Genomic DNA, 23,819 nt, shown 5'->3' with positions numbered 1-23,819 from the left:
GCATGTGGCGGCCGGAGACCAAGCAGCGAGCGATGCTGCTGCTCGCGGTGTTCTTGCCCGCCCTCTACGCCTTCACGCTGTTCTCGTCGCCCACCGAGGTCGTCGCGGCCGTGACCGCGCTCGCCCTCGCGTTGATCGTGGTCGTCGCGCTGGTGCCGCTGTCGGTGGCACCGGCGCGGTCGCTCTCCATCCGCGAACGAGCCCAGCGAACAGCACAGTTGCGGCTGCGAAACCCTGATGCCGCAGGCAAGTCCCGTCCTCGAGCACCGGGATGCCGGACGTTCTGACACGTCCGCTCACCCCAACTCAAGACGGAGAAACACCCCTTGTTCGCTGACCTGGGCGCTGCCCTGGCGAGCTTCGGCATGCCCGCGCTCGCCATCGTGCTGTTCACCATCGTCGTGCGGCTCGCGCTGCACCCCTTCTACCGCGCGGCCGTGCGCGGCGAGAAGGCCAAGGCCAGGCTCGCGCCGGAGATCCAGAAGCTGCAGAAGAAGTACGGCAAGGACCTGGTGCGGTTCTCGGAGGAGTCGCAGAAGGTCTACAAGCGCAACGGCATCTCGATGTTCGCGGGCATGCTGCCGATGCTCGCGACCGTCCCGTTCTTCATGGTCATCTACCAGGTGGTCACGACGCCGAACCCGTTGCTGGAGGGCACGTTGTTCGGCATCTCGCTCGGCACGCACTTCACGAACGGCTTCGCGTGGGTGTTCTTCGTGCTGTTCGGGCTGATGGCCGTGGTCGCCTATCTGACCGTGAAGTGGCAGCAGTCGCGGATGACGACCACGCCTCAGCCGGGGTTCATGACCGGGCTGGTCAAGGTGCTGCCGTTCGGGACGATCCTGGTGGCGGCCTACCTCCCGCTGGCCGCGGGGTTGTACCTGCTCACCACGACGACCTGGACGATCGCGGAACGGGCGCTGCTCTACCGCATCCTGAGCTGAAGCTGGGCGACGAGCCGGACGAGCGGGTCGTCCAGATCCAGGTCGATCCGCTTGAGCCGGTACCTCAACGTGTTCGGGTGCACGTGCAGCTTGTCCGCCGCGGCGCGCACGTCACCCAACGCGTCGAGGTAGGCCAGCAACGACTTCGCGAGTTCGGGGTCGAGCGCGTCGATGCGCGGGTCCCTGATGCGCGGGTTGTCCTGCAACAGCGCGAGGATCTCGCTCACCAGGACCTGCGAGCGGACGTCGGCGAGCGTCGCGACCTCGGCGTCGAGGTCGCGGGCCATCGCGTCGAGCACGCGTTCGGCCTCCTGGCGAGAGATCTGCGCGTCGTCCAGTGTGGACACCGTCGAGCCGACCGCGGCCTGCACCGCCGTGTGCAGGTGGCGGCGTGCGGTGGTGACGATCTCCCTGGTCAGGCTGAGGAGCTGGGCGTTCGGTGCGAGGTCCGGCAGCAGGACGTACGTGCGGCCGCCGGAGTCGCTGACCAGGGCGCTGCGCCGGTACGCCGCCGCGTGCACGGAGATCAGGCCGGTCATCTCGGCACGGCGGAGCTCGTGCTCGCTGCGGTCGCCCTCGGCGCCGCGGACCGCGAACACCACGACGGCGGCGGGTTTCTTCGGGTCGGCGCCGATCTGGCCGGCGACGGTGGCGGCGTCCATGCGGCCGGTGAGCAGGGCGGCGAGGAGGTTCTCGCGGAACCTCGACGTGGGCTGGTTGCGCTGCTGGATGAGGTGCGGGGCCGTGACGCGGGCGGCGCCGAGCAGCGCGCGTTCGGCCTGCTCGGTCAGCGGCTGGTCGCCCTCCTGCACCCAGATCGTGCCGAGCGGCTGCTGGCCCGCGTGGATGCCGACGGCGATGCGTCTCCGGATGCCCAGCTCGGGGCGTTCGTCGATGCGGACGACCTCCTCGCCGGAGCGGAGCAGGTTGTAGACGCCCCACTCGCGCAGCATCTTGAGGTACGGCTCGGGGCCCTGGCGGCCGAGGATCGAGAGCCTGCGCAGTTCGTCGACCTCGTCGGACGAGCGGGAGTAGGCGAGGACGCGGCTCGCCGTGTCCTCGATGCTGACGATGCCGCCGGTCAGGGTGGCAATCGTTTGCGCGAGCGAGAACAGGTCGCCGAGGACCTCGCCGTCGTCGGTCGTGGTCGTGAGAACGCTCTTGGCGAGCGACTCCAAGTGGCCCCAGCGGACCTCCGGCCGGACCTCGAGCAGCGCGACGCCCGCGTCGTTCGCGGCCTGTTCGAGCGCCTGGGACGACTCTTTCACCGCGACGACTGCGGCTTTCGCCCGCCCGGCAGCTCTGACCAGCGGCAACGCGGCCCGGCCCCGTGCTCCGATGAGCAGGGCGAGGTCTCCTGCCGCCACGTCCGGCGGGTCGTCCGGATCCATGATCACCACATCGCGCACGTCTACTTCCAGGCCGTGGGGGGCAACCTGGAGTTCGACGAGCGGGTCGCCGAGCGCGATGAGGACGTGGCGGAGGCTCGACACTGTTCGATCGTACATCTGACCTGGTGAATCTTGGCTTGTCGGACAACCGAGGCCAGGTCGCGCGGACTTACGGTGTGCGTACCGACGCTGATTCGAAGAGGAGTTGCGAGTGGACGCGGTCACCCAGGTTCCCGCCCCGGTCAACGAGCCGGTCCTGCAGTACGCCCCCGGTACCCCGGAGCGTGCCGAGCTGCAGGCCAAGCTGGCCGAGCTGCAGAAGGAGCCGCTCGAGCTGACGCTGACCATCGGTGGCGAGCAGCGCATGGGTGGCGGGGAGCGTTTCGACGTCGTCCAGCCGCACAACCACCGCTCCGTGCTCGGCACGCTGGCCGGCGCGACCCAGCAGGACACCGTCGACGCCCTGGCCGCGGCCCGCGAGGCCGCCCCGGCGTGGCGCGCGCTGTCGTTCGACGACCGCGCGGCGATCATCCTGCGTGCCGCCGACCTGCTCGCCGGCCCGTGGCGGCAGACGCTGAACGCGGCCACGATGCTCGGCCAGTCGAAGACCGCGATCCAGGCGGAGATCGACGCGGCCTGCGAGCTGATCGACTTCTGGCGCTTCAACGTGCAGTTCGCCCGCAACCTGATGGCCGAGCAGCCGATCTCCTCCCCCGGTGTGTGGAACCGCACGGACCACCGCCCGCTCGAGGGCTTCGTCTACGCGATCACGCCGTTCAACTTCACCGCCATCGCCGGCAACCTGCCGACCGCGCCCGCGCTGATGGGCAACGTCGTGCTGTGGAAGCCGTCGCCCACCCAGTCGTTCGCCGCGCACCTCACCATGCGGCTGCTGGAGGAGGCGGGCATGCCGCCCGGCGTGATCAACCTGCTGCCCGGTGACGGCCTCGCGGTGTCCGAGGTGGCGCTCAACGCCCCCGACCTCGCGGGCATCCACTTCACCGGTTCCACGCCGACGTTCCAGAAGCTGTGGGCCCAGGTCGGCGCGAACATCGCGAACTACCGCTCCTACCCGCGCATCGTCGGCGAGACCGGCGGCAAGGACTTCATCCTCGCGCACCCGTCGGCCGACCCGGACGTCCTGCGCGTCGCGATGATCCGCGGTGCTTTCGAGTACCAGGGCCAGAAGTGCTCCGCCGCGTCGCGCGCCTACGTGCCGCGCTCGGTGTGGAACAAGATCAAGGACCAGTTCCTGGCCGAGGTCGACGCCCTGACCTACGGCGACGTCACCGACTTCTCGAACTTCGGTGGCGCGGTGATCGACCGCCGCTCGTTCGACAAGCTGTCGGGCGTGCTGCAGGCCGCTCGCGCGGACTCCTCGCTGGAGATCGCCGCCGGGGGCACCGCGGACGACTCGGACGGCTTCTTCGTCCGGCCGACCGTGCTCCTCGGCACCGACCCCGCGAACTCCGTGTTCACCACCGAGTTCTTCGGCCCGGTGCTCGCCGTCCACGTGTTCGAGGACGCCGACTACCTGACCGTGCTCAAGCAGATGGAGAGCGCGGCGCCCTACGGTCTGACCGGCTCGATCATCTCGCGTGACCGTGCCGCCGTGGCGCACGCGCAGGAGGAGCTGCGGTTCGCCGCCGGCAACTTCTACGTCAACGACAAGCCCACCGGTGCCGTCGTGGGCCAGCAGCCGTTCGGCGGCGGGCGCGCGTCCGGCACGAACGACAAGGCGGGGTCGGTCCACAACCTGCTCCGCTGGGTCAGCCCGCGCTCCGTCAAGGAGACCTTCGTGGCGCCCACCACCCACCTCCACCCGCACCAGGGCTAGATCCGGCCCTCCTGAGTGAGGGGAACGTCGTTGCGCCACAAGCACTTCGACGTTCCTCTCACCTTTCACACCCTGAGGACGTGAACCTATGTTGCGCTCCAGCCTTCTCCTGGCGTCCCGCAGCGCGGGTGCCCGCAAGCTCGTCGAGTCGACGCCGCTGACCCGGCCCGTCGTCGAGCGGTTCGTCGCCGGTGCCGACGTCGACTCGGCGATCCACGCGACGGCCGAGGTGCTCGGCGACGGCCGCCTGGTGACCCTCGACCACCTCGGTGAGGACACCTTCGAGGAGTCGCAGGCCAACGACACCGTCGAGGCCTACCTGACGCTGCTGGCACGGCTCGAGTCGTTCGGGCTCACGCGGGGTGCGGAGGTGTCGGTCAAGCTGTCCGCCGTCGGCCAGTCGCTGGCGGTCGACGGCGAGAAGATCGCGCTGGAGAACGCGCGTCGCATCTGCACGGCGGCGGCCGTCGTCGGCACGACCGTGACGCTGGACATGGAGGACCACACCACCACGGACTCCACGCTGAGCATCCTGCGGGAGCTGCGCGTCGACTTCCCGTGGGTGGGCGCGGTGCTGCAGGCCTACCTGCACCGCACCGAGCAGGACTGCCGCGACCTGGCGTACGCCGGTTCGCGCGTGCGGCTGTGCAAGGGCGCCTACCAGGAGCCTGCTTCCGTTGCACACCAGGACAAGCACGAGGTCGACCTGTCGTACGTGCGGTGCCTGAAGATCCTCATGGAGGGTGACGGCTACCCGATGGTGGCCTCGCACGACCCGCGGCTGATCGCGATCGCCGCCGACCTGGCGTCCGCCCGGTCGAAGGACTCCTACGAGTTCCAGATGCTGTACGGCATCCGGCCCGAGGAGCAGAAGCGCATCGCCGGTGAGGGCAACCGCATGCGCGTGTACCTGCCGTACGGCGACGAGTGGTACGGCTACTTCATGCGCCGCCTCGCGGAGCGTCCGGCCAACGTGGCGTTCTTCGCGCGGTCGCTGCTCACCAAGAGCTGAGCTCCTCGGCCGTTTCGAGGGCGAACTGCAGTTTCACCGGCTCACCGGCCACGCGGAGGATCTCGACCGCGCGGCGGGTGAGCCGGAGTGCTTTCTCCGTCTCGAACTTCGTCTCCGCGCAGAGCCTGCCGTAGGTCGTCACCGCCTCGGCGTAGTCGACGTGCGCTTCGAGGTCGAGGCCTGCCGTGTGCCACAGCACGATCGCGATGTGGGCGGTGGCGCGCGCCTCTTCTTTCCGTTCCGCCGCACGGAGTCTGCGCACGTGCCGCTGGAGGGCCCCGAGGTAGACCGTGGATGCCGTCCTCGGCCGCAGCGCCCGGCAGATCTCGACGGTGAACTCGGACATCCTCAGCGCGCGGACGTGGTGGTCCGAATCGGACAGTGCGCGGGCCGTGTTCTGCAGTGGTGGCGCCAGTGTCGCGCCGAAGAACTCGACGAGCTGCGACGGCAGGCGGTGGCAGAGCTCCAGGCACTCGTCGGCCGAGTCCATCGCCTGGCCGTCCTGGCCGTGCAGGAGTTGTTGCCGCACCAGGGTCGCGAGGGCGATCACGAGGCTCGCCTGGTTCCAGACCAGGTCCTCGGAGACCAGGTCCCGGTACACCTCGACGGCTTCCGCGGCCGCGTCCACGTCGCCCACGACCGTGGCGACGTTGAGCAGGGCCGTGCCGAGGCCCTTGCGGTCCCCCGTCTCGCGCCAGAGCATCACGGCCTCGCGCGCGGTGAACGCGGCGTCGATGTCGTCGGCCAGCTCCAGCAACGCCTGGCTGCGCCGCGTCAACGCGTCGGCGAGCTCCGTGCCGAACGTCTCCGGGTGCGCGACGGCGAGGTGGCGGAACAGGTCCACGGCCTCCTTGAGCGTCTCGCTCGCGGCCTCGGCCCTGCCCAGGTCGAGGAACATGGTGCCCGCCGTGACGAGGTTGCGGGCGAGCTCCGGTTCGAAGCGCGGGTCCTCCTGCGCGACCACCCGCCAGTTCGCGATGGAGAGCTGCATCGAGTCGGCGGCGTGCTGCCCGTTGCCCTCCATGTGGAATCGGCGGGCCATCACGCCGGCGACCCTGGCGAAGTCGGCGCGGAAGAGCGCCGGGTGTGTCTTCGCGAGCTCCTGGAAGAGCAGCGTGGCGCGGCTGATGGCGGTCATCGCGTCCTCGTCGCGGCCGAGCGTCTGGTAGCGGTAGCTGATCTGCTCCAGGGCCGAGGCGAGCTGCGGAATCGTCTCCGGGTCGGCCTCCGCGATGGCGCGCCAGAGGTCGATCGCCTCCTCCGAGACGGCGAGCACCTCGTCGTTGCGCTGGGCGTTGATGAGCCGCAGGCCCAGGTCGCCCAGCGCGTCCGCGAGCAACGGGCGGTTCTCCGGGTCCTGCCTCGCGAGCTCGCGGTAGCACTCGACCTCGGCCTGGGAGGCCTCGACGGACTCCTGGCGCAGGCCGCACAACATCGTCCTGGCGCTGAGCATCCCGTACATCTCGGCGCGGTCGAGGGTCTCCTCGGCGCGGTCGATCAGGCGGCGGGTGAGGATCGACGGGATCGCGTCCGTGGCGAACCGCTCGTCGCGGAAGACCTCGCGGGCGATGGCCTCCACGGTGGCGAGCGACCCGATCTCCGCGGCGGCGCGGAGGCTGTCGCGGGCCATGTCGCGCACGACCGCCGGCGTGCCCGTGACCAGTTCGTCGAGCCTGGGGCGCAGCTGCGGCCAGCGTTGTGCGGCACGGGCGAGCAGGTCCGGGTCCGGTGTGGCCGGGGTGGCGACGGCCAGGTAGTCCTCGGCGATCCGGCCGGTCTTGCGGCCGTCGTCGCGCTGGAGCAGCTGCCGGACGAGCTGGGTGCGGTTCACGTCGCACGGGTCGCCGTGCACGACCGTCAGCGCGGCCATGTGCAGGTCGAGGACCGTCTCCTGGGCGATGTTGGGCGGCGGTTCGTCCGGGGCCGTGACGTCGAGCTGCTTGGCGAAGTGCTGGCAGGCGAGCGTGAACGACTCCTCTCGGTCCTCGAGCGTCGCGGCGAGCTCGACGGCCATGACCTCGTGGTCGAAGTCCGCGATGCGCTGACGGGTGGAGGACCACCACCAGCCCGTGGTCCGCGAGGCGAGCAGGACTCGCGTGCGGGACGGTCCGTGCCGGAGCGTGTCCTGCAGCCGCGCGAAGACGTCCTGCCACCGGAGCCGGTCGGCGTCGTCGATGACGAGCAGCCTTCCGTGCACGGCCTCGTCCCAGTGCTTCTCCTGGAAGCGCTGGAGCAGCCTCGTCTTGCCCGCGCCCGCCGGGGCGTGCAGCAACAGCGACGCCCGGGGCACGGCGCTGTCACGCCAGAGCACGAGTGTGTCCAGCTCGGATTCTCTGCCGTGAAAGGGGACCACCTGATGGGTGGGATCCAGCAATGCGGCGACGCTGAGTGCTCGGTCCACCACCTCATAGTCGGCCGCAGGTCAGGCCAGGGGTAGCAAGACCACACCATCGTGGCCTTTTCCCGTTTTTCCTTCACCCTGATGTCTACTGGCTTGGAGAAAGTCCACCGGCTACCCGCGCGGACGTCCGTTTCAGCCTGGACTGAAATTGTCAGACCCCCGTTGCACAATCTGAGGTGTGCTGGTCGCCCTCGTCCTCGACGCTGACGGCGCCGGCCGGTGGCAGAAGCTGCACGACGACGGGACTCCGGCGGGTCCCGCGATGACGGCTTCGTCGCCGGCGGCCGCCGTGGCGTCGCTGGAGCGCGCCCATCGGCCTCGCTGGGTGTGGGCGGACACCTCCGAGGTCTACCCGGTGCTGCTCGCGGCCGGGGTGCGGGTCGACCGGTGCTGGGACCTGCACCTGACCGAGGCGTTGCTGCTGGGCGTCGAGGGGCGGCACCGCGAGCCGAAGGAGCTCGCGGGAGCGTTGGCACGGGTGCTGGGGCTACCCGCTCCGGCGGACGTCGGGCCGCCGAAGAAGGACGACGCGCTGACGTTGTTCGGGCCGGAGCCGGTGGTGCTGCCGGGCGACACGGACCCGTTGGTCGCGTTGTCGCTGGTTTTCCAGGCGCAGCAACGGAATCCGGCGCTCGGGCTGCTGATCGCGGCGGAGTCGGCATCGGCTCTGGTGGCGGCGGAGATGACGTTCCACGGGCTGCCGTGGCGGGAGGACGTGCACAACCGGTTGCTGGAGGAGGTGCTCGGGCCGCGTCCGGCACCCGGTCAGCGGCCGAAGCTGCTGCAGGCGCTGGCGGACCAGATCCAGGAGGCGTTCGGCGGCCGGGAGATGAACCCGGACGCGCCGGCGAGCATCGTGAAGGCGTTCGCGCGGGCGGGCGTCGAGGTGCCCTCGGCTCGGCGGTGGGTGCTGAAGAAGGTCGACCACCCCGCGGTGAAACCGTTGCTGGACTACAAAGAGCGCGCACGGCTGTGGGTGGCGCACGGCTGGTCGTGGCTCGACACGTGGGTCGAGGACGGGCGGTTCCGACCGGACTACGTCGTGGGTGGTGTCGTCACCGGTCGCTGGGCGTCGCGGGGCGGGGCCGCGTTGCAGATCCCCCGGCTGATGCGGCAGGCCGTGATCGCCGACGAGGGCTGGTGCCTCGTCGCCGCGGACGCCTCCCAGCTCGAACCGCGGATTCTCGCTGCCCTGTCAGGGGATGAGCGGCTGATCGAGGTCTGCGGGGACGACGACCTCTACGCGGCGCTGGCGGAGGACTCGTTCAAGGGCGAGCGGCCGCGCGCGAAGATCGCGATGCTGTCGGCGATGTACGGCGGCACCTCGGGCGAGGCCGGACCGCTGCTCGCCGTGCTGCGCAAGAGGTTCCCGATCGCGGTCGGGTACGTGGAGGACGCCGCGCGAGCCGGCGAGCAGGGCCGGATGGTGCGCACGCGCCTGGGCCGCACGTCGCCGACGCCGTCCGCGGCGTGGCAGGAGCTGACCGGGGGCGCCGACGACTTCGGCGAGTCGTCGAGCTCGTCGCGACAGGCGGCGCGCAACTGGGGGCGGTTCACCCGGAACTTCGTGGTGCAGGGCAGTGCGGCGGACTGGACGGCCGCACTGCTGGGTGTGCTGCGGACCCGTCTGCCCGCGGACGCGCACCTGGTGTTCTTCCAGCACGACGAGGTGCTCGTGCACTGCCCGTGGGCCGACGCCGACGCCGTGGTCGAGGCGATCGCCGAGGCCGGGCGCGAGGCGACCCGGTTGCTCTTCGGCGAGACATCGGTGCGCTTCCCGATGAACGCGGTGCCCGTGACCTGCTACGCGGACGCGAAATAAGTCCAAACGAGACTGTCCGTTCAGCGGCGTTGGTCCGAACGGGCGCTTGTTCTTACACCGTGAGAGCGCTCTCATAAATGGACTGCACCCGTGACAAGGAGGTCACTCGCGCATGAAGCAACGCCGCCGCGTACTCGCGGCCACGACAGCGCTAATTGCCGCGGTACCCCTGGCGATCGCCGCCATGTCCGCCAACGCCTCGATCCCACCCCCTGCATCGGGATGGACGCAGGTGTGGGGTGACGACTTCAACGGTTCCAACGGGTCGTTGCCGTCGAGCGCCAACTGGATCATCGACACCGGCCACGGTTACCCCGGAGGACCTGCCAACTGGGGTACCGGCGAGATCCAGAACTACACGAACAGCACCAACAACCTGAAGCTCGACGGCAACGGCAACCTGCGCATCACCGCCCTGAAGGACGGTGGCGGCAACTGGACGTCGGCGCGCATCGAGACCCAGCGCTCGAACTTCAAGCCCGCGGCCGGCGGCAAGCTCGCCATCGAGGGTCGCATCCAGATGCCGAACGTCTCGGGCGAGGCCGCCCTGGGCTACTGGCCGGCGTTCTGGACCCTCGGCGCGCCGTACCGCGGCAACTACTGGAACTGGCCGGGCATCGGCGAGTTCGACATCATGGAGAACGTCAACGGCATCAACTCCGTCTGGGGCGTCCTGCACTGCGACGTCGCTCCCGGCGGTGCCTGCGGCGAGTTCACCGGCATCGGCAACTCGCGGGCGTGCCCCGGCTCGTCCTGCCAGTCCGCGTTCCACACGTACCGCTTCGAGTGGGACGACGCCGCGAAGACCTTCACGTGGTTCGTCGACGGCCAGTCGTTCCACCAGGTGACGCAGGCCCGGGTCGGCGTCAACGTGTGGAACGCGATGACGTCGCACGCCGGCCACTTCATCCTGCTCAACCTCGCGATGGGCGGCGCGTTCCCGAACGCGCTCAACAACAACCAGCCGACCCCTGTCGCAGCCACGCAATCCGGGCACTCGATGGTCGTGGACTACGTGGCCGTCTACTCGGCTGGTGGCACAACCCCGACCACCACCACCACGACCACGACGTCGAACCCCGGCGGTGGGGGTTCCGCGTACAACGACCTGCAGGCGGAGAGTGCTTCCGAGCGCTCCGGCGGGTCCGTTGCGCCCGGTGACGGTGGCTCGGGCGTGCATCAGATCGCGAACGGTGGCTACCTGAAGTTCTCCGGCGTGAACTTCGGCACCGGACCCGCGCGGCAGTTCTACGCCCGCGTGGCCTCCGGAGCAGGCGGCGGGGTGAGCGGCCTCGTCGAGGTGCGGCTCGGGTCCCGCACGGCCACGCCGGTCGGGTCGATCGCGGTGGGCAACACCGGTGGGTGGGACGCGTGGAGAACGATCCCCGCGAACATCTCGAACATCACCGGCACGCACGACGTGTACGTGACCTTCACGAGCGGGCAGCCTTCGCCGTACGTGAGCGTGAACTGGGTGAAGTTCGGAACCTGACCCCTGGGTTAGCGACCCGCTGGGCTTGTCCGCTAAGATGGCATCCGCACGACAACGGATGATTAGCTCAGCGGGAGAGCACTACCTTGACACGGTAGGGGTCACTGGTTCAATCCCAGTATCGTCCACTTCACTCGGAGCGAGTTGCGTTCGCGGAAAGCGCGAACCTGCTCGCTCCGTTGTGTTTTCCGGGGGTGCGACCCCCAGACCCCGCCCGGCGGGCTTCGCCCCCGGAACCCCCTGGGTGTCGACCTCTTCGGAAAGGCCCCCGGTCAGCTGACCGGGGGCCTTTCGTCGGTGCGGCCGTTGTTGGGGACAACGTTTGCAGGGACCGGAAACAGGTACGGTCGGGGCGTGTACGCCGAACGTCCTGCTCCTGCGGGTCTGGCCTGCCTGTGGACGCGCACGGTGGCCACGCCGACCGTGCAGCGCGTGGTGCCGGACGGCTGCACGGACCTGATGTGGACGCCTGCGTCCGGCGCACTGTTCGTCGCCGGCCCGGACACGTCCGCACAGCTCGCTTCCGTTGCCCCTGGGACGTTGTACGGGGTGCGGTTGCCGCCTGGCGCGTTCCCGTCGGTGTTCGGGGTGCCGGCGCATGCCGTTCGGGATCTGCGGGTGCCGTTGGCCGAGCTGGTGCCTTCGGCTCGGCTGGACTCCTTCTCCGCGATGGTCGAGTTCTGCGCCTCGCGGGTGGTCGTCGATCCGGCATTGGCCGCTACGGCCTCGTTGCTGCGGTCTCGTGATGTCGGGGCCGTCGCGTGGGAGATCGGGTTGAGCTCACGTCAGCTGCGGCGGCGATGTCTGGACGCGTTCGGGTATCCGCCCAAGGTGTTGCAGCGGGTGCTGCGGTTCGACGCGGCTCTGCGGCTGGCCCGGGACGGTGTGCCGTTCTCGGCCGTGGCCGTCGAGGCCGGGTACGCGGACCAGGCACACCTGGCCCGCGAAGTGCGTGCGTTGGCCGGCGTGTCCCTGGGTCAGCTGATCCGGCCGTAGCGGCGCAGCGTCAGCAGGGCGTCGACCGTGGCGATGGAACGCCATTCGAAGTCGACGACCGGGGTGAAGGCGGGGAAGCCGAAGTTCCAGCCGCCGTCTTCCTGCTGGCCGTTTTCGAGCTGGTCGAGGTCCTTGGTCAGTTCGTCCTCGGTGAACCAGGCGCGGGCGAGGCTGGTGGGCTTCTGGGCGTAGGCGTGCGGGTCGAGGCCCTCGCCCTCCGCATAGCCCTCGGTGCTCGGCGTGAGGCTCTTCAGCCTCTCGGCGGCGAGTTCGGCGCGGGCCCGGTCGGGCACCTCGTCGAGGAACATCGCCGCACCCCGCAGCTCGTACGGGTGGGTCTGGTCGAGCTGGTCGATGTGGTGCCAGCAGTAGTCGGTGGCCCTGTCGAGCCACGGGCCGGTGGCCTTCAGGGCGTGCAGTGCCGCGGCGATCTGGCTGGTCAGGAGGAGTCCGCCCTGGTCGTCGGCCTGAACCCACGGCGCCTTGGGGTGGTCCTTCGAGGTGGACAGGCCGAACGGGACGCTGCCGTCGGGGCAGGCGGCGTTCAGCCAGGTCAGGACCGACTCGGCGTGCTCGGGGGCGTTGACCTCGGCGAACACCTGGAGCGCGCGCAGGGCGTGCAGCGGCTGGCTGGTGGGCCCCCGGTGGTCGGGTTCGAGGCCGTGGCCGTACCCGCCGTCGTCGTTGCGGTAGGCCAGCACCGCCCTGACCACGTGCTCGGCCTTTCCGCCGTCGAAAGCGTGCTCGAACCAGCGTTGTTCCAGCGTGCGGGCGTTGAGCCAGAGGAAGGTCCTCGCTTGTCCGATCATGCCCCGAACCTATGCCGGTCGTGGGACGAGGTCTTGAACGAAACGGCCATGTGACCTGATCTGCTGATTCGTTCGCCTCCGCGGGGAACCGGTCCTATGCGAAAATCCTCTGAGTGGGGTGTGGAGTTCTGAGGGGAGCTGGCCAGGATGCTGATGTTCGACGCACTCGTACCCGTGAAGACAGCCGGGGCCGTCGGTAAGGGTGTCGGTGCGGCACTCGGCGCGTCCGCCGGAGCGGCGGCAGGCGCTGGCGGCGGCGGAGTCGCTAAGTTCAGCGTCGACCCTGACCAGGCGCAGAAGATGATCGACGGCCTGAAAGAGGCTCTCCGGGAACTGCTGAAGCTGCGAAGGTCGAGCGAGAAGCTCAAGCTCTCCGGCGCCCCCGGCCCCGATCCCTACAGCGGCTACGCGACTCTCGCCATGCGGAAGACCGCAGGTGCTGAGCCTGGCGGCTACCAGTGGGCGAACGATCAGGCCGTGAAGGCGCTCGAACAGACCATCAACAACATCGAGAAGGCCCTCGCCGAGTACCGGGCCACCGACGAAGCGGCGTCGACCGCGATGAAGGGCTGACAGGATCTTGAAGCGCATGACCGTTCTGCTCACCGCAGTGCTCGCTTCCGTGGCGTTGGCTGGGTGCACGGACAATCAGACCGGAGGCAGCCCGACCACAGCTGCTCCGACTGGCAACGGGCAGACGAGCAGCCAGCCCACCAGCGACGGCTCCGGCGCCGGGCTCAGCATCGCCAAGTTCGTCAGCGACCCGTGCAGCATCCTCACCACCAGCCAGGCCGCGACGCTCGGTTCTGTGCTGGCGCCTCAAGCCGGTACTGCCGAACTCGGTCCCAACTGCGTGTGGGACGGCAAGGACCCCATCAAGAACTCCACCTACGAGATCTCGGTGACCAAGGACAAGGACTTCGAGGCCCAGGTCGAGAACGTCAAGAACAACGGGGTCTTCGTAGACAAGAAACTGGACGGTGTCAGGGTCATCTCCACCGACCAGACTGACGGATCGATCAGCTGCCTGACCTCGATCCAGGCCTCCAAGACCGATTCGGTCACGGTGCAGATCTCCAGCGCCACGGACGAGCGCGCGACGAAGAAGCCCTGCCCGGAGACCGAGCGCGTAGCGCAGCTGATCATCACAAACCTGAAGGGGTAGCGAGATGGCTGGGGACGAGCCGAACATCACTGGTTTCGCCATTCTTCCCTTCGCGGGTGGCGAAACGATCTACAAGTGGTTCGAGAACGGCAAGGGGCCGAGCCAGAGCACCTCGCTGATGTCAGAGGGCTGGCGTGATCTCTCGAGCGGCCACGGCGACGTCGCCCAGCTGATCGAGAAGGCCGTGCGCGACTCCGGTGCCTCCTGGGAGGGCTCAGCCGGTGATGCGGCGCGTGGCGGGACCTCACCGCTGGCGACCTGGGCCACGGTCACGGGTGATTCGGCCACTCAGGCAGGCACGACCGCCGACACGGTCGGTACCGCGTATGCCGATGCCAAGAACTCGATGTCCAAGCCCCCGACCGTGCCGGACAAGCCGTTCCTCAACGACTACCGGCCGTGGGACACGGACTACGACAAGGCGCTGGAGAAGAACCAGCAGGTCAGCGAGCAGAACATCCGCGCGTTCAACCAGTACGCGGGTGCTGTCAACGCGAGCATGAGCAACCAGCCGACGTTCATCGCGCCCACGGCGACGGACGGCAGCGTCCAAGAGGGCACTGGCAACGACCGCCTGATCGACAAGGTCGGCACGCAGAGCCAGCCGCCTCCCGGCATCGGCAGCAACCCTCCGGGCGGCAACGGCACGGGCGACCGCAGCGGCGGCGGGGACACCGGCACGTCCGGCTGGAAGCCGCCGGGCACCGGCGGTGGCGACGACACCGGCACGTCCGGCGTCAACGACCCCAAGTTCACTCCCCCGCCCACCGACCCCAACCGGCCGCCTCCCAACATCGGTGTGCCGACGGTGCCGCCGGACGGCGTCTACAACCCGAACGACCCGCGGCGGCCCGGTGGGCCGCTCGACCCGAACAACCCCCGCAACCGTCCTGGCGGTCCCAACGGTCCCAACGGCCCTGGTGGTCGTGGTATCGGTGGGCCCGGCGGTGGCGGCGCGGGCGGTGGTGCCGGCGGCGGTCGCGGTGGCGGCGCCGGTGGTGGCATCGGTGGTCCCGGCGCTGGTGGCGGCCTCGGTGGTGCCGCGGCGGCCAAGGGCATGGGTCCTGGCGGCATGGGCGGTGGCTTCGGTGGCGCGGCCGGTGTCGCCGGTAGCGGTGCCGGTGGTGCTGGTGGCTTCGGGCCGTCCGGTGCCGGTGCGGCTGGTGCCGCTGGTCGCGGTGGCGCGGCCGGCATGGGCGCCGGCGGTATGGGTGCCGGTGGTCAGCGTGGTGAAGGTGCTGAGGACGCGGAGCACAAGTCCGCGTCGTACCTTCAGGAGACCGAAGACATCTTCGGCGACGGAACGATGGTCGCTCCGCCGGTCATCGGCGGATAAGGGGGAAACGTGCTGCGGAGCAGGGTCGCCATCCCTGTCACGGCGCTCTACCAGGCGTGGCAGGCCGCGGGCCTTCCGACGCTGCACCGTGCGCTGCTCGCTCAGGTCGACTTCGACGAGGGACTCCTCGAGTCGGGTGACGTGAGCGAGCTCGAACGGTTGCAGCGCTCGGCGTGGGCGCAGCTCGAGCAGTACGGGCTTGCGCGCGGCGGGCAGATCCACCCGGATCTGACCAACGCGCTGCGGCTCGTGGTCGAGGCGGGCGTGGAGTACTGGGCGTTCTTCAGCCTGAAGGACGGCCCGCAGCAGAGCGTGCTGGTCGTGTCGAACGGACAGGACGCCCTGCGGATCCTGCTCACGCCGGACCAGCAGTTCGTGCTCGAACCGGTGCGGCCGGAGGAAGCGCCGCAGGCGTTGGTCGGCGCACTGCCGCCCACGCCGGCGGGCCGGGGCAACCCGATCACGCTGCCCGAGGACGCGCTGCAGCAGAAGCGGCAGCCGTCCTACGAGGACACCGGCTCGTTCCTGCAGCAGAGCAGGCCGACGAGCACGACGAACGACCAGCTCGTCGCGCAGCTCAACGAGATCATGTCGCAGCCGCGCACCGGCGGCGGCCAGGTCTTCTCGGCCAAGCGCGACCACCTGGGGCGCAAGCAGCGCTGTGCCAACCCGCTGACGTACATCGACACGCCGAGCGGGCGGTACCTCGCGGCGAAGAGCGACGGCTGGCTGCGGGTGCAGCCGGCCGACTTCGGCACGCTGGCGCGGATGACCGCCACCATGCCGTAGGAGACGGAGAACGTCGGCCGGGTCGCAGTCGCGGCCCGGCCGACGTCGTCTTCAGGAGAACCGCAGCGCGTCCGGCCCCAGGTCGGCCGGGCTGCGGTGACCCGACAGCCCGAGCGTCAGGTCGAAGTCCGCGAGCAGGCCGCGCAGCACGTGCCGCACCCCGATCTGACCGCCGTGCGCCAGCCCGTACGCGAAGGGCCGCCCGACCATCACGGCCTTGGCGCCCAGGGCCAGCGCCTTCACGATGTCGGCCCCGGTGCGGATCCCGGAGTCGAACAGCACGTCGACCTGCTCCCCCACCGCCTCGACGATCGACGGCAGCGCGTCCAGCGACCCGACGGCACCGTCGACCTGACGCCCGCCGTGGTTCGAGACGACGACACCGTCCATTCCGTACTCGACGGCCTTGCGCGCGTCGTCGGCGTGCTGGATTCCTTTCAGGACGATCGGCCCGTCCCAGTGCTCGCGCAGGAACGAGAGCTGGTCCCACGACTTGTCAGTGCCGGTGAACAGCTGCACCCACTTCAGGATCGCCATCGGCAGGTCCTCCTCGGGCGCCTTCTCCAGCCCCGCGCGGAAAACCGGGTCGCTGAACGGGATCGCCGTGCCGACCGCGCGCAGGAACGGCAGGTACGCCTGGTCCAGGTCGTGCGGGCGCCACGCCAACGTCCACGTGTCGAGCGTGACGACCAGCGCCGTGTACCCGGCCTTGCGCGCGCGGTCCAGCAACGACGCGCACACGTCGGGGTCGTTCGGCCAGTACAGCTGGTACCAGCGCGGCCCGTCACCGCTGGCTTCGGCGACCTCCTCGATGGTGTGCGAGGAGGCGGTCGACAGCACCATCGGCAGGCCGAGGTCGGCGGCGGCACGCGCGGTGGCCAGTTCGCCGTCCGGGTGCAGGATCGACTGCACGCCAACGGGTGCGAGCATCACAGGCGCCGGCAGCTCGGTGCCCAGCACGGTGACGCCGAGGTGCCGCTCGGTCGCGTCGGTCAGCATCCGCGGCACGATCCGCACGCGGTCGAACGCCTCGCGGTTGGCCCGGACGGTGGCGCCCGAGCCCGCGCCTCCCGCCACGTACCAGAACGGACCCGGTCCGAGCCTGTCGCGCGCGGACTGCTCCAGCGCGTTCGGATCGGTGGTGAACGGCGGCACGGCGCCACCGAGCCCCTGGAGATAGATCTCGTTCTGGTACGCGGCGAAGGAGGTCATGCGCCTACTTTGCCCCGGATCGAGCCACCCGAGGAAGAGATCCTCGCGAAACCGCCCGCCTCGGCCAGCGCGACTCGAGCCAGATCGCCACGGGTGCGGCGGTGACCACTGTGGACACCGTGCCCGCCACCAGGCCGATCAGCAGCGCGACGGCGAAGTTCGCCAGCGAGCCGTCGCCGAGCACGAGCAGCGCCGACAGCACGAAGAGCACGCCGATGCCGGTGTTGACGGTGCGCGGCACGGTCTGGACGACCGCGTCGGACACGACGTCCGGGTACAGCGCCTTCAACCGGGAGCCCCGCAGCTCACGCAGGCGGTCGAACACGACGACCGAGTCGTTGACCGAGTAGCCGATCACGGTCAGCAGGGCGGCGAGGAACACGCCGTCGGCCGTCTTGCCCATCCACGCGAAGATGCCGATCAGCACGAGCACGTCGCTGAGCAGCGCGGCGACCGTGGCGAGGCCGAGACGCCAGTCGAAGCGCACGGCCAGGTAACCGAGCTGCGCGAGCACTGCGATGGCCAGGCCGATCACGGCGTTGCGACGCAGCTCGGACGAGAGCGACGGGCCGATCAGCTCGTTGCTGGACTGACGGGCGCCGCCGTCGACGGCCGAGGAGACGATCTGCCCCAGGCGCGACGAGGTGGCCTCGTCGATCGGGCTGGTGCGCAGCGAGACCTCGTTGCCCGAGGACGAGACGACGACCTCGGAGAACCCCGCGTCGGACAGGGCCGTGCGCACGCGGCCCGCGTCGACGGGACCGCCCGCGGTGAAGTCGAGCATGCGGCCGCCGGTGAACTCGACGCCCAGGTTCAGGCCCCGCGCGAAGAGGCCCGTGATCGCCACGAGCACCACGGCACCCGCGCTGATCAGCCACAACGACGGACGGCGGTACAGCAGGACGGTGAGGCGCTGGCGGACCCAGCCGACCGTGTGCAGGCCGCTCAGCCGAGGGCGACGAGCCACAAACCGAGAGCCGATGACCCACACCACGAGCACGCGCGAGAGCACCAGGGCGCTGAACATCGAGGCCAGCACACCGATGGTCAGGGTGACGCCGAAGCCCCGGACGGGTCCCGTGGCCAGCCAGAACAGCAGACCGGCCGCCAGCAACGTCGTCACGTTCGAGTCCGCGATCGCGCTCAACGCGCCGCGGAAGCCGCTCTCGGAAGCACGCCGGAGATTCGGTTTTCGGGCGTACTCCTCGCGCGCTCGCTCGAAGATCAGGACGTTCGCGTCGACCGCCATGCCGATCGCCAGCACGAAGCCGGCGAGGCCCGGCAAGGTCAGCGTCGCCCCCACCGCGAGCAGCCCGGCGTAGGCGACCCCCGCGTACCCGACCAGCGCGACGACGGCCAGGAACCCGGCCAGGCGGTAGGCGAACATCAGGAACAGCGAGGTCAGGGCGATGCCGATGATCGCGGCCTTGGCGCTGGCCTCGATGGCCTCGGCACCGAGGGTGGCGCCGACGGTGCGCTGTTCGATCACCTCGACCGGCACGGGCAACGCGCCGGAACGGATGACGAGCGCGAGCTCCTTGGCCTCCGGCTGGGAGAAACGGCCGGTGATCGTGGTGGCGCCACCGCCCTGACCAGCACCACACGGCGTGTCGAGGCTGACCTCGGGCGACGAGATCGGCTTGCCGTCGAGCACGAACGCGATCTGCCGGCCGGGCGTGCCGGACGGTTCGCAGGCCGCCTCGCCGGTGACCTTCTGCCAGGTCTTGGAGCCCTCGCCCTGGAACTGGATGTTGACCACGAACCCGGTGCCCTGCGGGTTGCGCGTGGACTGGGCGTCGGAGATGCCCTCGCCGGTCATGACGGTCTGGCCGTTGCGCTGCACGGTGAGCTGCGCGGTCTGGCCGAGGACCTTCACGGCCTCGGCCGGGTCCTGGACGCCGGGCAGCTCGACGACGATGCGGTTCTCGCCGGAGCGGGCGATCACCGGTTCGGCCACGCCCAACGCGTCGACGCGGCGCCTCAGCACCTCCATCGAACGGTCGGCGGCGTCGGCGTCGCCCTTGGCCTCGAGAACGATCTGGGTGCCGCCACGCAGGTCGAGGCCGAGGCGTGGATCAGTGGTGAGCAGCAGAAATGCGGATGCGACGAGGACCCCGAGCGCTGTGAGAGCACGCAGGAGGAGACCCCGTCGCGCGTTGTCGCGCGACATGGGTGAGAAGACCTTCCGGAGTGGGTTGCTGGAAAAGAGGACTTCAGCGACCGGAAGGCGGGGAACGGGCGGGCTGCGGGGTCCAGCGGATGCCCTCGGGCGTGCGGTGCACGCGCCGGGCGAAGGAGACGACGAACCGCAGCGGCATCGCGGGCTTCGCGACCGGCGGCACGTCGGAGGCGACCTGGGCCTGCGGCACCTGGGCGGCGTGGGGGTTGTGCGGCTTCGGCGCGGTGACCGGCAGGTTCGCGAAGTCGTGGCCGTGCCGGACGACGGAACCGGAGACAGCGGGCTCGGCGGGCGCGGCGACGATGAACAGCTGTCCGAGGAACAGCAGGAACGCGAGCGCGACCGCGTTGCGACGCATCACCGCTTCCTGCCTCCACCGACGTAGACGAGCGCTCCCCCCACGACAGCGCACAACCAGGAAAGCACAAGTGGCTGCATCGTCGTAGCCCCGAAGAACAACGCGACCGTCCAGCCGACCAGGACCGCGGCCGAAACGGCGAGCAGCGACACCGTCACGGCGAGCTTGCGCAGGCTGAAGAGCAGCTTGAACGGACGCAGCCGCAACGCCACGACCAGGCAGCACAGCACCAGCGCGCCGGTGAAGAACCCCAGGTAGGGCGTCGGCCGGGGCATGCCCGCGATCAACGCGAGTAAACCGCCGCCGATCAGCAGCAACGAGAGCATGCGCAGCGCACGCCACACCTGCACCTTGTTCAACTGCAGCTGCACGGGCTTCGACGACCGCCGCCGTTGCACGGTCGCGAGGTTCGCCTTGGAGTCCGCGTCGGACGGGTCGAGCTTGATCGCCGACCGGTACGCGTGCTCGGCGGTGCCCCAGTCCCGCATCCGCAGGGCCGCGTCACCCAGCACCTGGAACGCCCGTGCCTCGGTCGGCGCGAGCTGCGAGGCGTGCAGGGCGGAGTCGAACGCCTCGACTGCACCGTCGGGAGAGTCGGCCAGGACTTCGGCGAGCACGACGTAACAACGCCAGTCGCCGGGTTTGCGCCGCACGGACTCGCGCGCCGCGACCGCCGCCTCCTGGTGCCGGCCGAGGTCGCTCAACGCCAGCGCGGCGAGCCTCTGGGGCCACGCGGGCTCACCGTCGAGCACCATCGCGCGCTTGGCCGAGTCGAGCGCCTGGTCCGCCTCACCCAGGTCGAGGTGGGCGGCGGCGAGCCGGCACCACGCCTCGGCGTGCCGAGGGTTCGCCGCCACGAGGGGCCGCAACAGGTCGATCGCCTGCCGCGGCTTCCCCGAGGCGGTGAGGTCGGCGGCACGCAGGACCACCGCTGTCATCGGCTCGGACACGCCTCACAGTGTGACAAAGCGTCTCCGGCCCCCGAACGGGTGACCTCGGCGAACGCGCCGGGCGCTCAGCCGGTGGACTCCCCGAACCAGCGCCGCAGCTGTCCTTCCAGCCCCTCCTGGTCCTCGCCGGCCCACGCAACGTGCCCGTCCGGCCGCACCAGCACGGCGGGCGCGTCCAGCTCCTCGCTCACGTCGACGACGTGGTCGACCCGGTCCGCCCAGCCGCCGATGGACAACGTCCCTGCCTGGTCGAGCAGGATGCCGCGACCGGCGTGCATCTGCGCGTACAGCCCTCCGCGCTTCAGCGCGAGGTCCCCGATCCGCCGCCCGACCAGGTCGTCGTCCGACCCGAGGTCGTACCGGACCGAGACCGCGATGATCTTCTCGATCAGGTAGCGGTTGACCTCCTCGAACTGCACGAGCTCGGTGAACAGCCGCCGCACCGCCTGCGGACCGGGCTCGACCTTCATCAGCTCGATCTGCGCGCGGGTGTTGTTGAGCACCTCCTCGGCCACCGGGTGCCGCTCGGCCTCGTAGGTGTCCAACAGGCCGGAAGGAGCCCAGCCGTGCACGGCCGCGGCGAGCTTCCAGCCCAGGTTGAACACGTCCTGCACGCCCAGGTTGAGTCCCTGTCCCCCGGTCGGCGGGTGGACGTGCGCCGCGTCGCCCGCGAGGAAGACGCGCCCGGACCGGTAGCGCTCGGCCTGGCGGGTGGCGTCTCCGAAGCGGGACAGCCAGCGCGGCGAGTGCACGCCGAAGTCGGTCCCCGCGACCTTGACGAGCTGCTCCTTGAAGTCGTCGAGCGTCGGCACGGCCGCGCGGTCCTCGTTCACCCCCTCCGCGGGCACCACGACCCGGTAGGTCGCCGTGCCGCCGATCGGGCCGACGCCGAACCGCTTCTGGGTCTTGCGGACCTCCAGCATCAACGGCATCGCCTCCTCCCACGGGATGCCGATCTCCATCTCGCCCAGCAACGTCTCCACGCGCGACGGCTCACCGGGGAAGTCGATCCCCGCGAGCTTGCGCACGGTGCTGCGGCCTCCGTCGCAGCCGACCAGGTACCGCGCCCGCAACGAGGTGCCGTCCGCCAGGTCGACGGTCACGCCCTCGTCGTCCTGCGTGAACGCGGTGATGGTGCTGCCGCGCCGGATGTCGGCGCCGAGCTCGGCGGCGTGCTCGGCGAGCAGCCGTTCGGTGACGGGCTGCGGCAGCCCGAGGACGACCGGGTACTTCGTGTCGAGCTTCTCGGGTGCGGACTTGTCGATGCCCGCGAAGAACCCGGCGAGTGGGTGGGTCTGGCCGGCGTCCAGGAACCGGTCGGCGATGCCGCGCTGGTCCAGGATCTCGATGCTGCGCGCGTGCAGGCCGAGCGCCCGGACGACCTTCGTCGGCTCGGGGTCCCGTTCCAGCAGCACCACGCCCACGCCGTGCAGACGCAGCTCGCCAGCCAGCATCATGCCGGTCGGCCCGCCGCCGGCGATGATGACGTCGATCATGGAGTCTTCCCCATTTCCCCAGGTGGATGACGTTGGCCGGGAAATGATGGAGTACACCCGGGGTCTTGTGGCAAGACCCCGGGTGCGCTATATGTTGAAGTGGGAGGAGAGCGCTGCTCTCCTCTTTCGTCGTTTCTGGGGTCACGACGTGCGGTGGTACTTCGCCGGACTCGTGCTGTCCTTCTTCGGGACGAGCGCGATGATGCTGGTCTCCGGTGTGTGGGTGAAGTCGCTGACCGGCAGCGACGCGCTCGCCACCCTCGCCCTGCTGTGCGTCTACGCGCCGGGCGTGCTGTCGCCCTGGATCGGCCGGTTCGCCGACTCCTACCGCCGCAAACCGTTGCTGATCTGCACGGACCTCGCGATCGTGCCCGCGCTGGCCGTGCTGCTGTTCACCGACGAGATCTGGGTGATCTTCGTGGTGCTGCTGCTTTACGGCACGAAGGCCGTGCTCGTCAGCGCGGCGGAACCGGCGTTGCTGGTGGCGATGCTCCCGCCCGACCGGCTGGCCAAGGTCAACGGTCTGCGCATGTCGTTGCAGGAGGGCATGAAGCTCATCGCGCCGCTGGCGGGCGCGGCGCTGTTCGCGGCGCACGGGGCGTGGCCGGTGGTGGCGATCGACGCGCTGTCGTTCCTGCTCGCGGCCGGCGCCACGGCGATGATCAAGGTCGACGAACCGCCGCCGGCTCCGCGCGAGTTCGCGAGCCTGCCGCACCTCAAGGCGCTCAGGTGGCCGATCATCGGCACGGCGGTGGCGTTGTTCGCGTCCTCGCTGAACACGGCGGCGGCGTTTCCGCTGGTGGAGCACGGCCTGCACTACGGGCCTGAGTTCCTGGGCGTCCTCGCCGCTGCCCAGGGCGCGGGATCGGTGCTCGCGGGCCTGCTGGGCAGGCGCGCGAGCGTCACGGCGGGGCTGGTGCTGATGGCCGTTGCCGCGGCGGCACGCGTGTCGACGTGGTTGCCCGCGGTGCTGGCGTCGGGGTTCGTGAACGGCGTGGGTCTCGCCTGGACCGTGATCGCGGTGGCGACGCTGGTCCAGCAACGCACGCCGCCCGCCGTGCTCGGCCGGGTCAGCGCCACGGCGATGAGCATCGTGTTCGGTGCCGTGCCGCTCGGGCTGGCCGCCGGTGCCGCTCTCGTGGCGGGCGCGAGCTTCGAGGTGATCTACCTGGTCATCACGGCACTCACCGCTGCAACGGCGCTGTGGACAGGCGTTCGCGGCCGCGGTCCGCGAACGTCAGGACAGCACCCCGGTGTCCCGCAGGTGGGCGAAGATGATCCGGTCGACCGGTGAGATCCGGTCCGCGTCCGCGGTGGTGAGCCAGGCGAGCTCCTCGATCTCGGCCGACGCCACCGGTTCCCCGTCGAACGACGCGGTGTAGCAGGTCATCCGCACGGTCACCCCCGACGTGTGGCCGTGCGCCTGCGCTTCGAACGTCCCCAGGTACTTCGCCGACGCCGCGTCGATCTCGACGGACAGCTCCTCGCGGATCTCGCGCACGAGCGTCTCGACGTCGGACTCGCCCGGCTCGCGCTTGCCGCCGGGCAGGTAGTACGTGTCCTTGCCCGCCGACCGGGTGCCGAGCACGCGGCCGTCCTTCAAGTAGATCCAAGCCACCTTGTCGATCAC

Annotated in this window: 21 protein-coding genes and 1 tRNA gene; 13 read left to right on the top strand and 9 right to left on the bottom strand. The window is 70.1% G+C overall.

Going from position 1 to position 23,819, the window contains the following annotated elements; genetic code table 11:
* The first annotated feature begins 2 nt into the window (after positions 1-2).
* Positions 3-287: a DUF6412 domain-containing protein gene (locus ACWF7A_RS20790; protein WP_452252093.1), complete on the top strand. Its 285-nt coding sequence runs from the start codon at positions 3-5 to the stop codon at positions 285-287.
* A 39-nt stretch (positions 288-326) separates the two neighbouring features.
* The gene (locus ACWF7A_RS20785) at positions 327-944 is read left to right on the top strand and encodes a YidC/Oxa1 family membrane protein insertase (protein WP_452252092.1); all 618 of its coding nucleotides are present in this window, start codon (positions 327-329) and stop codon (positions 942-944) included.
* Here ACWF7A_RS20785 and ACWF7A_RS20780 read toward each other — a convergent pair.
* Entirely contained in the window at positions 926-2,452 is a 1,527-nt protein-coding gene (locus ACWF7A_RS20780; RefSeq protein WP_452252091.1) for a PucR family transcriptional regulator, read from the bottom strand. The genes ACWF7A_RS20785 and ACWF7A_RS20780 overlap by 19 nt on opposite strands.
* A 94-nt stretch (positions 2,453-2,546) precedes the next feature.
* On the opposite strand from ACWF7A_RS20780, the gene pruA reads away from it, so the two are divergent.
* A complete protein-coding gene (pruA, locus tag ACWF7A_RS20775; RefSeq protein ID WP_452252090.1) occupies positions 2,547-4,172 on the top strand; it encodes an L-glutamate gamma-semialdehyde dehydrogenase in 1,626 nt (541 codons plus the stop codon).
* Positions 4,173-4,260: 88 nt separating this feature from the next.
* The gene (locus ACWF7A_RS20770) at positions 4,261-5,184 is read left to right on the top strand and encodes a proline dehydrogenase family protein (RefSeq protein WP_452252089.1); all 924 of its coding nucleotides are present in this window, start codon (positions 4,261-4,263) and stop codon (positions 5,182-5,184) included.
* On the opposite strand, the gene ACWF7A_RS20765 is transcribed toward ACWF7A_RS20770, so the two are convergent.
* Positions 5,171-7,495: a hypothetical protein gene (locus ACWF7A_RS20765; protein WP_452252088.1), complete on the bottom strand. Its 2,325-nt coding sequence runs from the start codon at positions 7,493-7,495 to the stop codon at positions 5,171-5,173. The two genes, ACWF7A_RS20770 and ACWF7A_RS20765, sit on opposite strands and share 14 nt — an antisense overlap.
* 268 nt (positions 7,496-7,763) lie before the next feature.
* On the opposite strand from ACWF7A_RS20765, the gene ACWF7A_RS20760 reads away from it, so the two are divergent.
* From ACWF7A_RS20760 to ACWF7A_RS20745, 4 genes are all read left to right on the top strand, one after another.
* Positions 7,764-9,407, top strand: a complete 1,644-nt coding sequence (locus ACWF7A_RS20760; RefSeq protein WP_452252087.1) for a bifunctional 3'-5' exonuclease/DNA polymerase — start codon at positions 7,764-7,766, stop codon at positions 9,405-9,407.
* A gap of 112 nt (positions 9,408-9,519) precedes the next feature.
* Positions 9,520-10,899 carry a carbohydrate-binding protein gene (locus ACWF7A_RS20755; RefSeq protein ID WP_452252086.1) on the top strand — a complete coding sequence of 460 codons (1,380 nt, stop codon included), beginning with the start codon at positions 9,520-9,522 and terminating at the stop codon, positions 10,897-10,899.
* A 56-nt stretch (positions 10,900-10,955) separates the two neighbouring features.
* Positions 10,956-11,027, top strand: a tRNA-Val gene (locus tag ACWF7A_RS20750).
* 226 nt (positions 11,028-11,253) lie between these two features.
* Entirely contained in the window at positions 11,254-11,895 is a 642-nt protein-coding gene (locus ACWF7A_RS20745) for a helix-turn-helix domain-containing protein (protein ID WP_452252085.1), read from the top strand.
* Here the strand turns inward: ACWF7A_RS20745 and ACWF7A_RS20740 are convergent.
* Complete coding sequence (locus ACWF7A_RS20740) at positions 11,877-12,704, bottom strand: hypothetical protein (protein WP_452252084.1); 828 nt, start codon at positions 12,702-12,704, stop codon at positions 11,877-11,879. The two genes, ACWF7A_RS20745 and ACWF7A_RS20740, sit on opposite strands and share 19 nt — an antisense overlap.
* Before the next feature lie 147 nt (positions 12,705-12,851).
* Here ACWF7A_RS20740 and ACWF7A_RS20735 point away from each other — a divergent pair, with 147 nt between their 5' ends.
* Genes ACWF7A_RS20735 through ACWF7A_RS20720 form a run of 4 tightly spaced genes read left to right on the top strand, consistent with a single transcriptional unit; the run spans position 12,852 to position 15,994 of the window.
* Positions 12,852-13,277, top strand: coding sequence for a hypothetical protein (locus ACWF7A_RS20735; protein ID WP_452252083.1), 426 nt, complete (start codon positions 12,852-12,854; stop codon positions 13,275-13,277).
* A 16-nt stretch (positions 13,278-13,293) separates the two neighbouring features.
* Positions 13,294-13,869, top strand: coding sequence for a DUF3558 domain-containing protein (locus tag ACWF7A_RS20730; RefSeq protein ID WP_452252082.1), 576 nt, complete (start codon positions 13,294-13,296; stop codon positions 13,867-13,869).
* A 4-nt stretch (positions 13,870-13,873) separates the two neighbouring features.
* A complete protein-coding gene (locus ACWF7A_RS20725; protein WP_452252081.1) occupies positions 13,874-15,205 on the top strand; it encodes a PPE domain-containing protein in 1,332 nt (443 codons plus the stop codon).
* Positions 15,206-15,214: 9 nt separating this feature from the next.
* A complete protein-coding gene (locus ACWF7A_RS20720; RefSeq protein ID WP_452252080.1) occupies positions 15,215-15,994 on the top strand; it encodes an ESX secretion-associated protein EspG in 780 nt (259 codons plus the stop codon).
* A gap of 51 nt (positions 15,995-16,045) precedes the next feature.
* Here ACWF7A_RS20720 and ACWF7A_RS20715 read toward each other — a convergent pair whose 3' ends face one another.
* The 5 genes from ACWF7A_RS20715 to rox form a co-directional block, all read right to left on the bottom strand.
* Positions 16,046-17,206 carry a lactate 2-monooxygenase gene (locus ACWF7A_RS20715; protein ID WP_452252079.1) on the bottom strand — a complete coding sequence of 387 codons (1,161 nt, stop codon included), beginning with the start codon at positions 17,204-17,206 and terminating at the stop codon, positions 16,046-16,048.
* A 4-nt stretch (positions 17,207-17,210) separates the two neighbouring features.
* Complete coding sequence (gene secD / locus ACWF7A_RS20710) at positions 17,211-19,376, bottom strand: protein translocase subunit SecD (protein ID WP_452252078.1); 2,166 nt, start codon at positions 19,374-19,376, stop codon at positions 17,211-17,213.
* Positions 19,377-19,419: 43 nt separating this feature from the next.
* Positions 19,420-19,743, bottom strand: a complete 324-nt coding sequence (locus tag ACWF7A_RS20705) for a hypothetical protein (protein WP_452252077.1) — start codon at positions 19,741-19,743, stop codon at positions 19,420-19,422.
* Positions 19,743-20,693, bottom strand: coding sequence for a tetratricopeptide repeat protein (locus tag ACWF7A_RS20700; RefSeq protein WP_452252076.1), 951 nt, complete (start codon positions 20,691-20,693; stop codon positions 19,743-19,745). The genes ACWF7A_RS20705 and ACWF7A_RS20700 overlap by 1 nt, the downstream gene beginning before the upstream one ends.
* Positions 20,694-20,758: 65 nt before the next feature.
* Positions 20,759-22,189 carry a rifampin monooxygenase gene (gene rox / locus ACWF7A_RS20695; protein WP_452252075.1) on the bottom strand — a complete coding sequence of 477 codons (1,431 nt, stop codon included), beginning with the start codon at positions 22,187-22,189 and terminating at the stop codon, positions 20,759-20,761.
* A 148-nt stretch (positions 22,190-22,337) separates the two neighbouring features.
* On the opposite strand from rox, the gene ACWF7A_RS20690 reads away from it, so the two are divergent.
* A complete protein-coding gene (locus ACWF7A_RS20690; protein WP_452252074.1) occupies positions 22,338-23,483 on the top strand; it encodes an MFS transporter in 1,146 nt (381 codons plus the stop codon).
* Here the strand turns inward: ACWF7A_RS20690 and ACWF7A_RS20685 are convergent.
* Positions 23,427-23,819 (bottom strand): NUDIX hydrolase, encoded by a 393-nt coding sequence (locus ACWF7A_RS20685; protein ID WP_452252073.1) that lies wholly within the window; start codon positions 23,817-23,819, stop codon positions 23,427-23,429. The genes ACWF7A_RS20690 and ACWF7A_RS20685 overlap by 57 nt on opposite strands.

It is taken from the genome of Lentzea sp. NPDC055074 (assembly GCF_053608005.1).
Note: the sequence above shows the minus strand (reverse complement) of the source record. Positions and strands in the feature narration are given on the sequence as shown.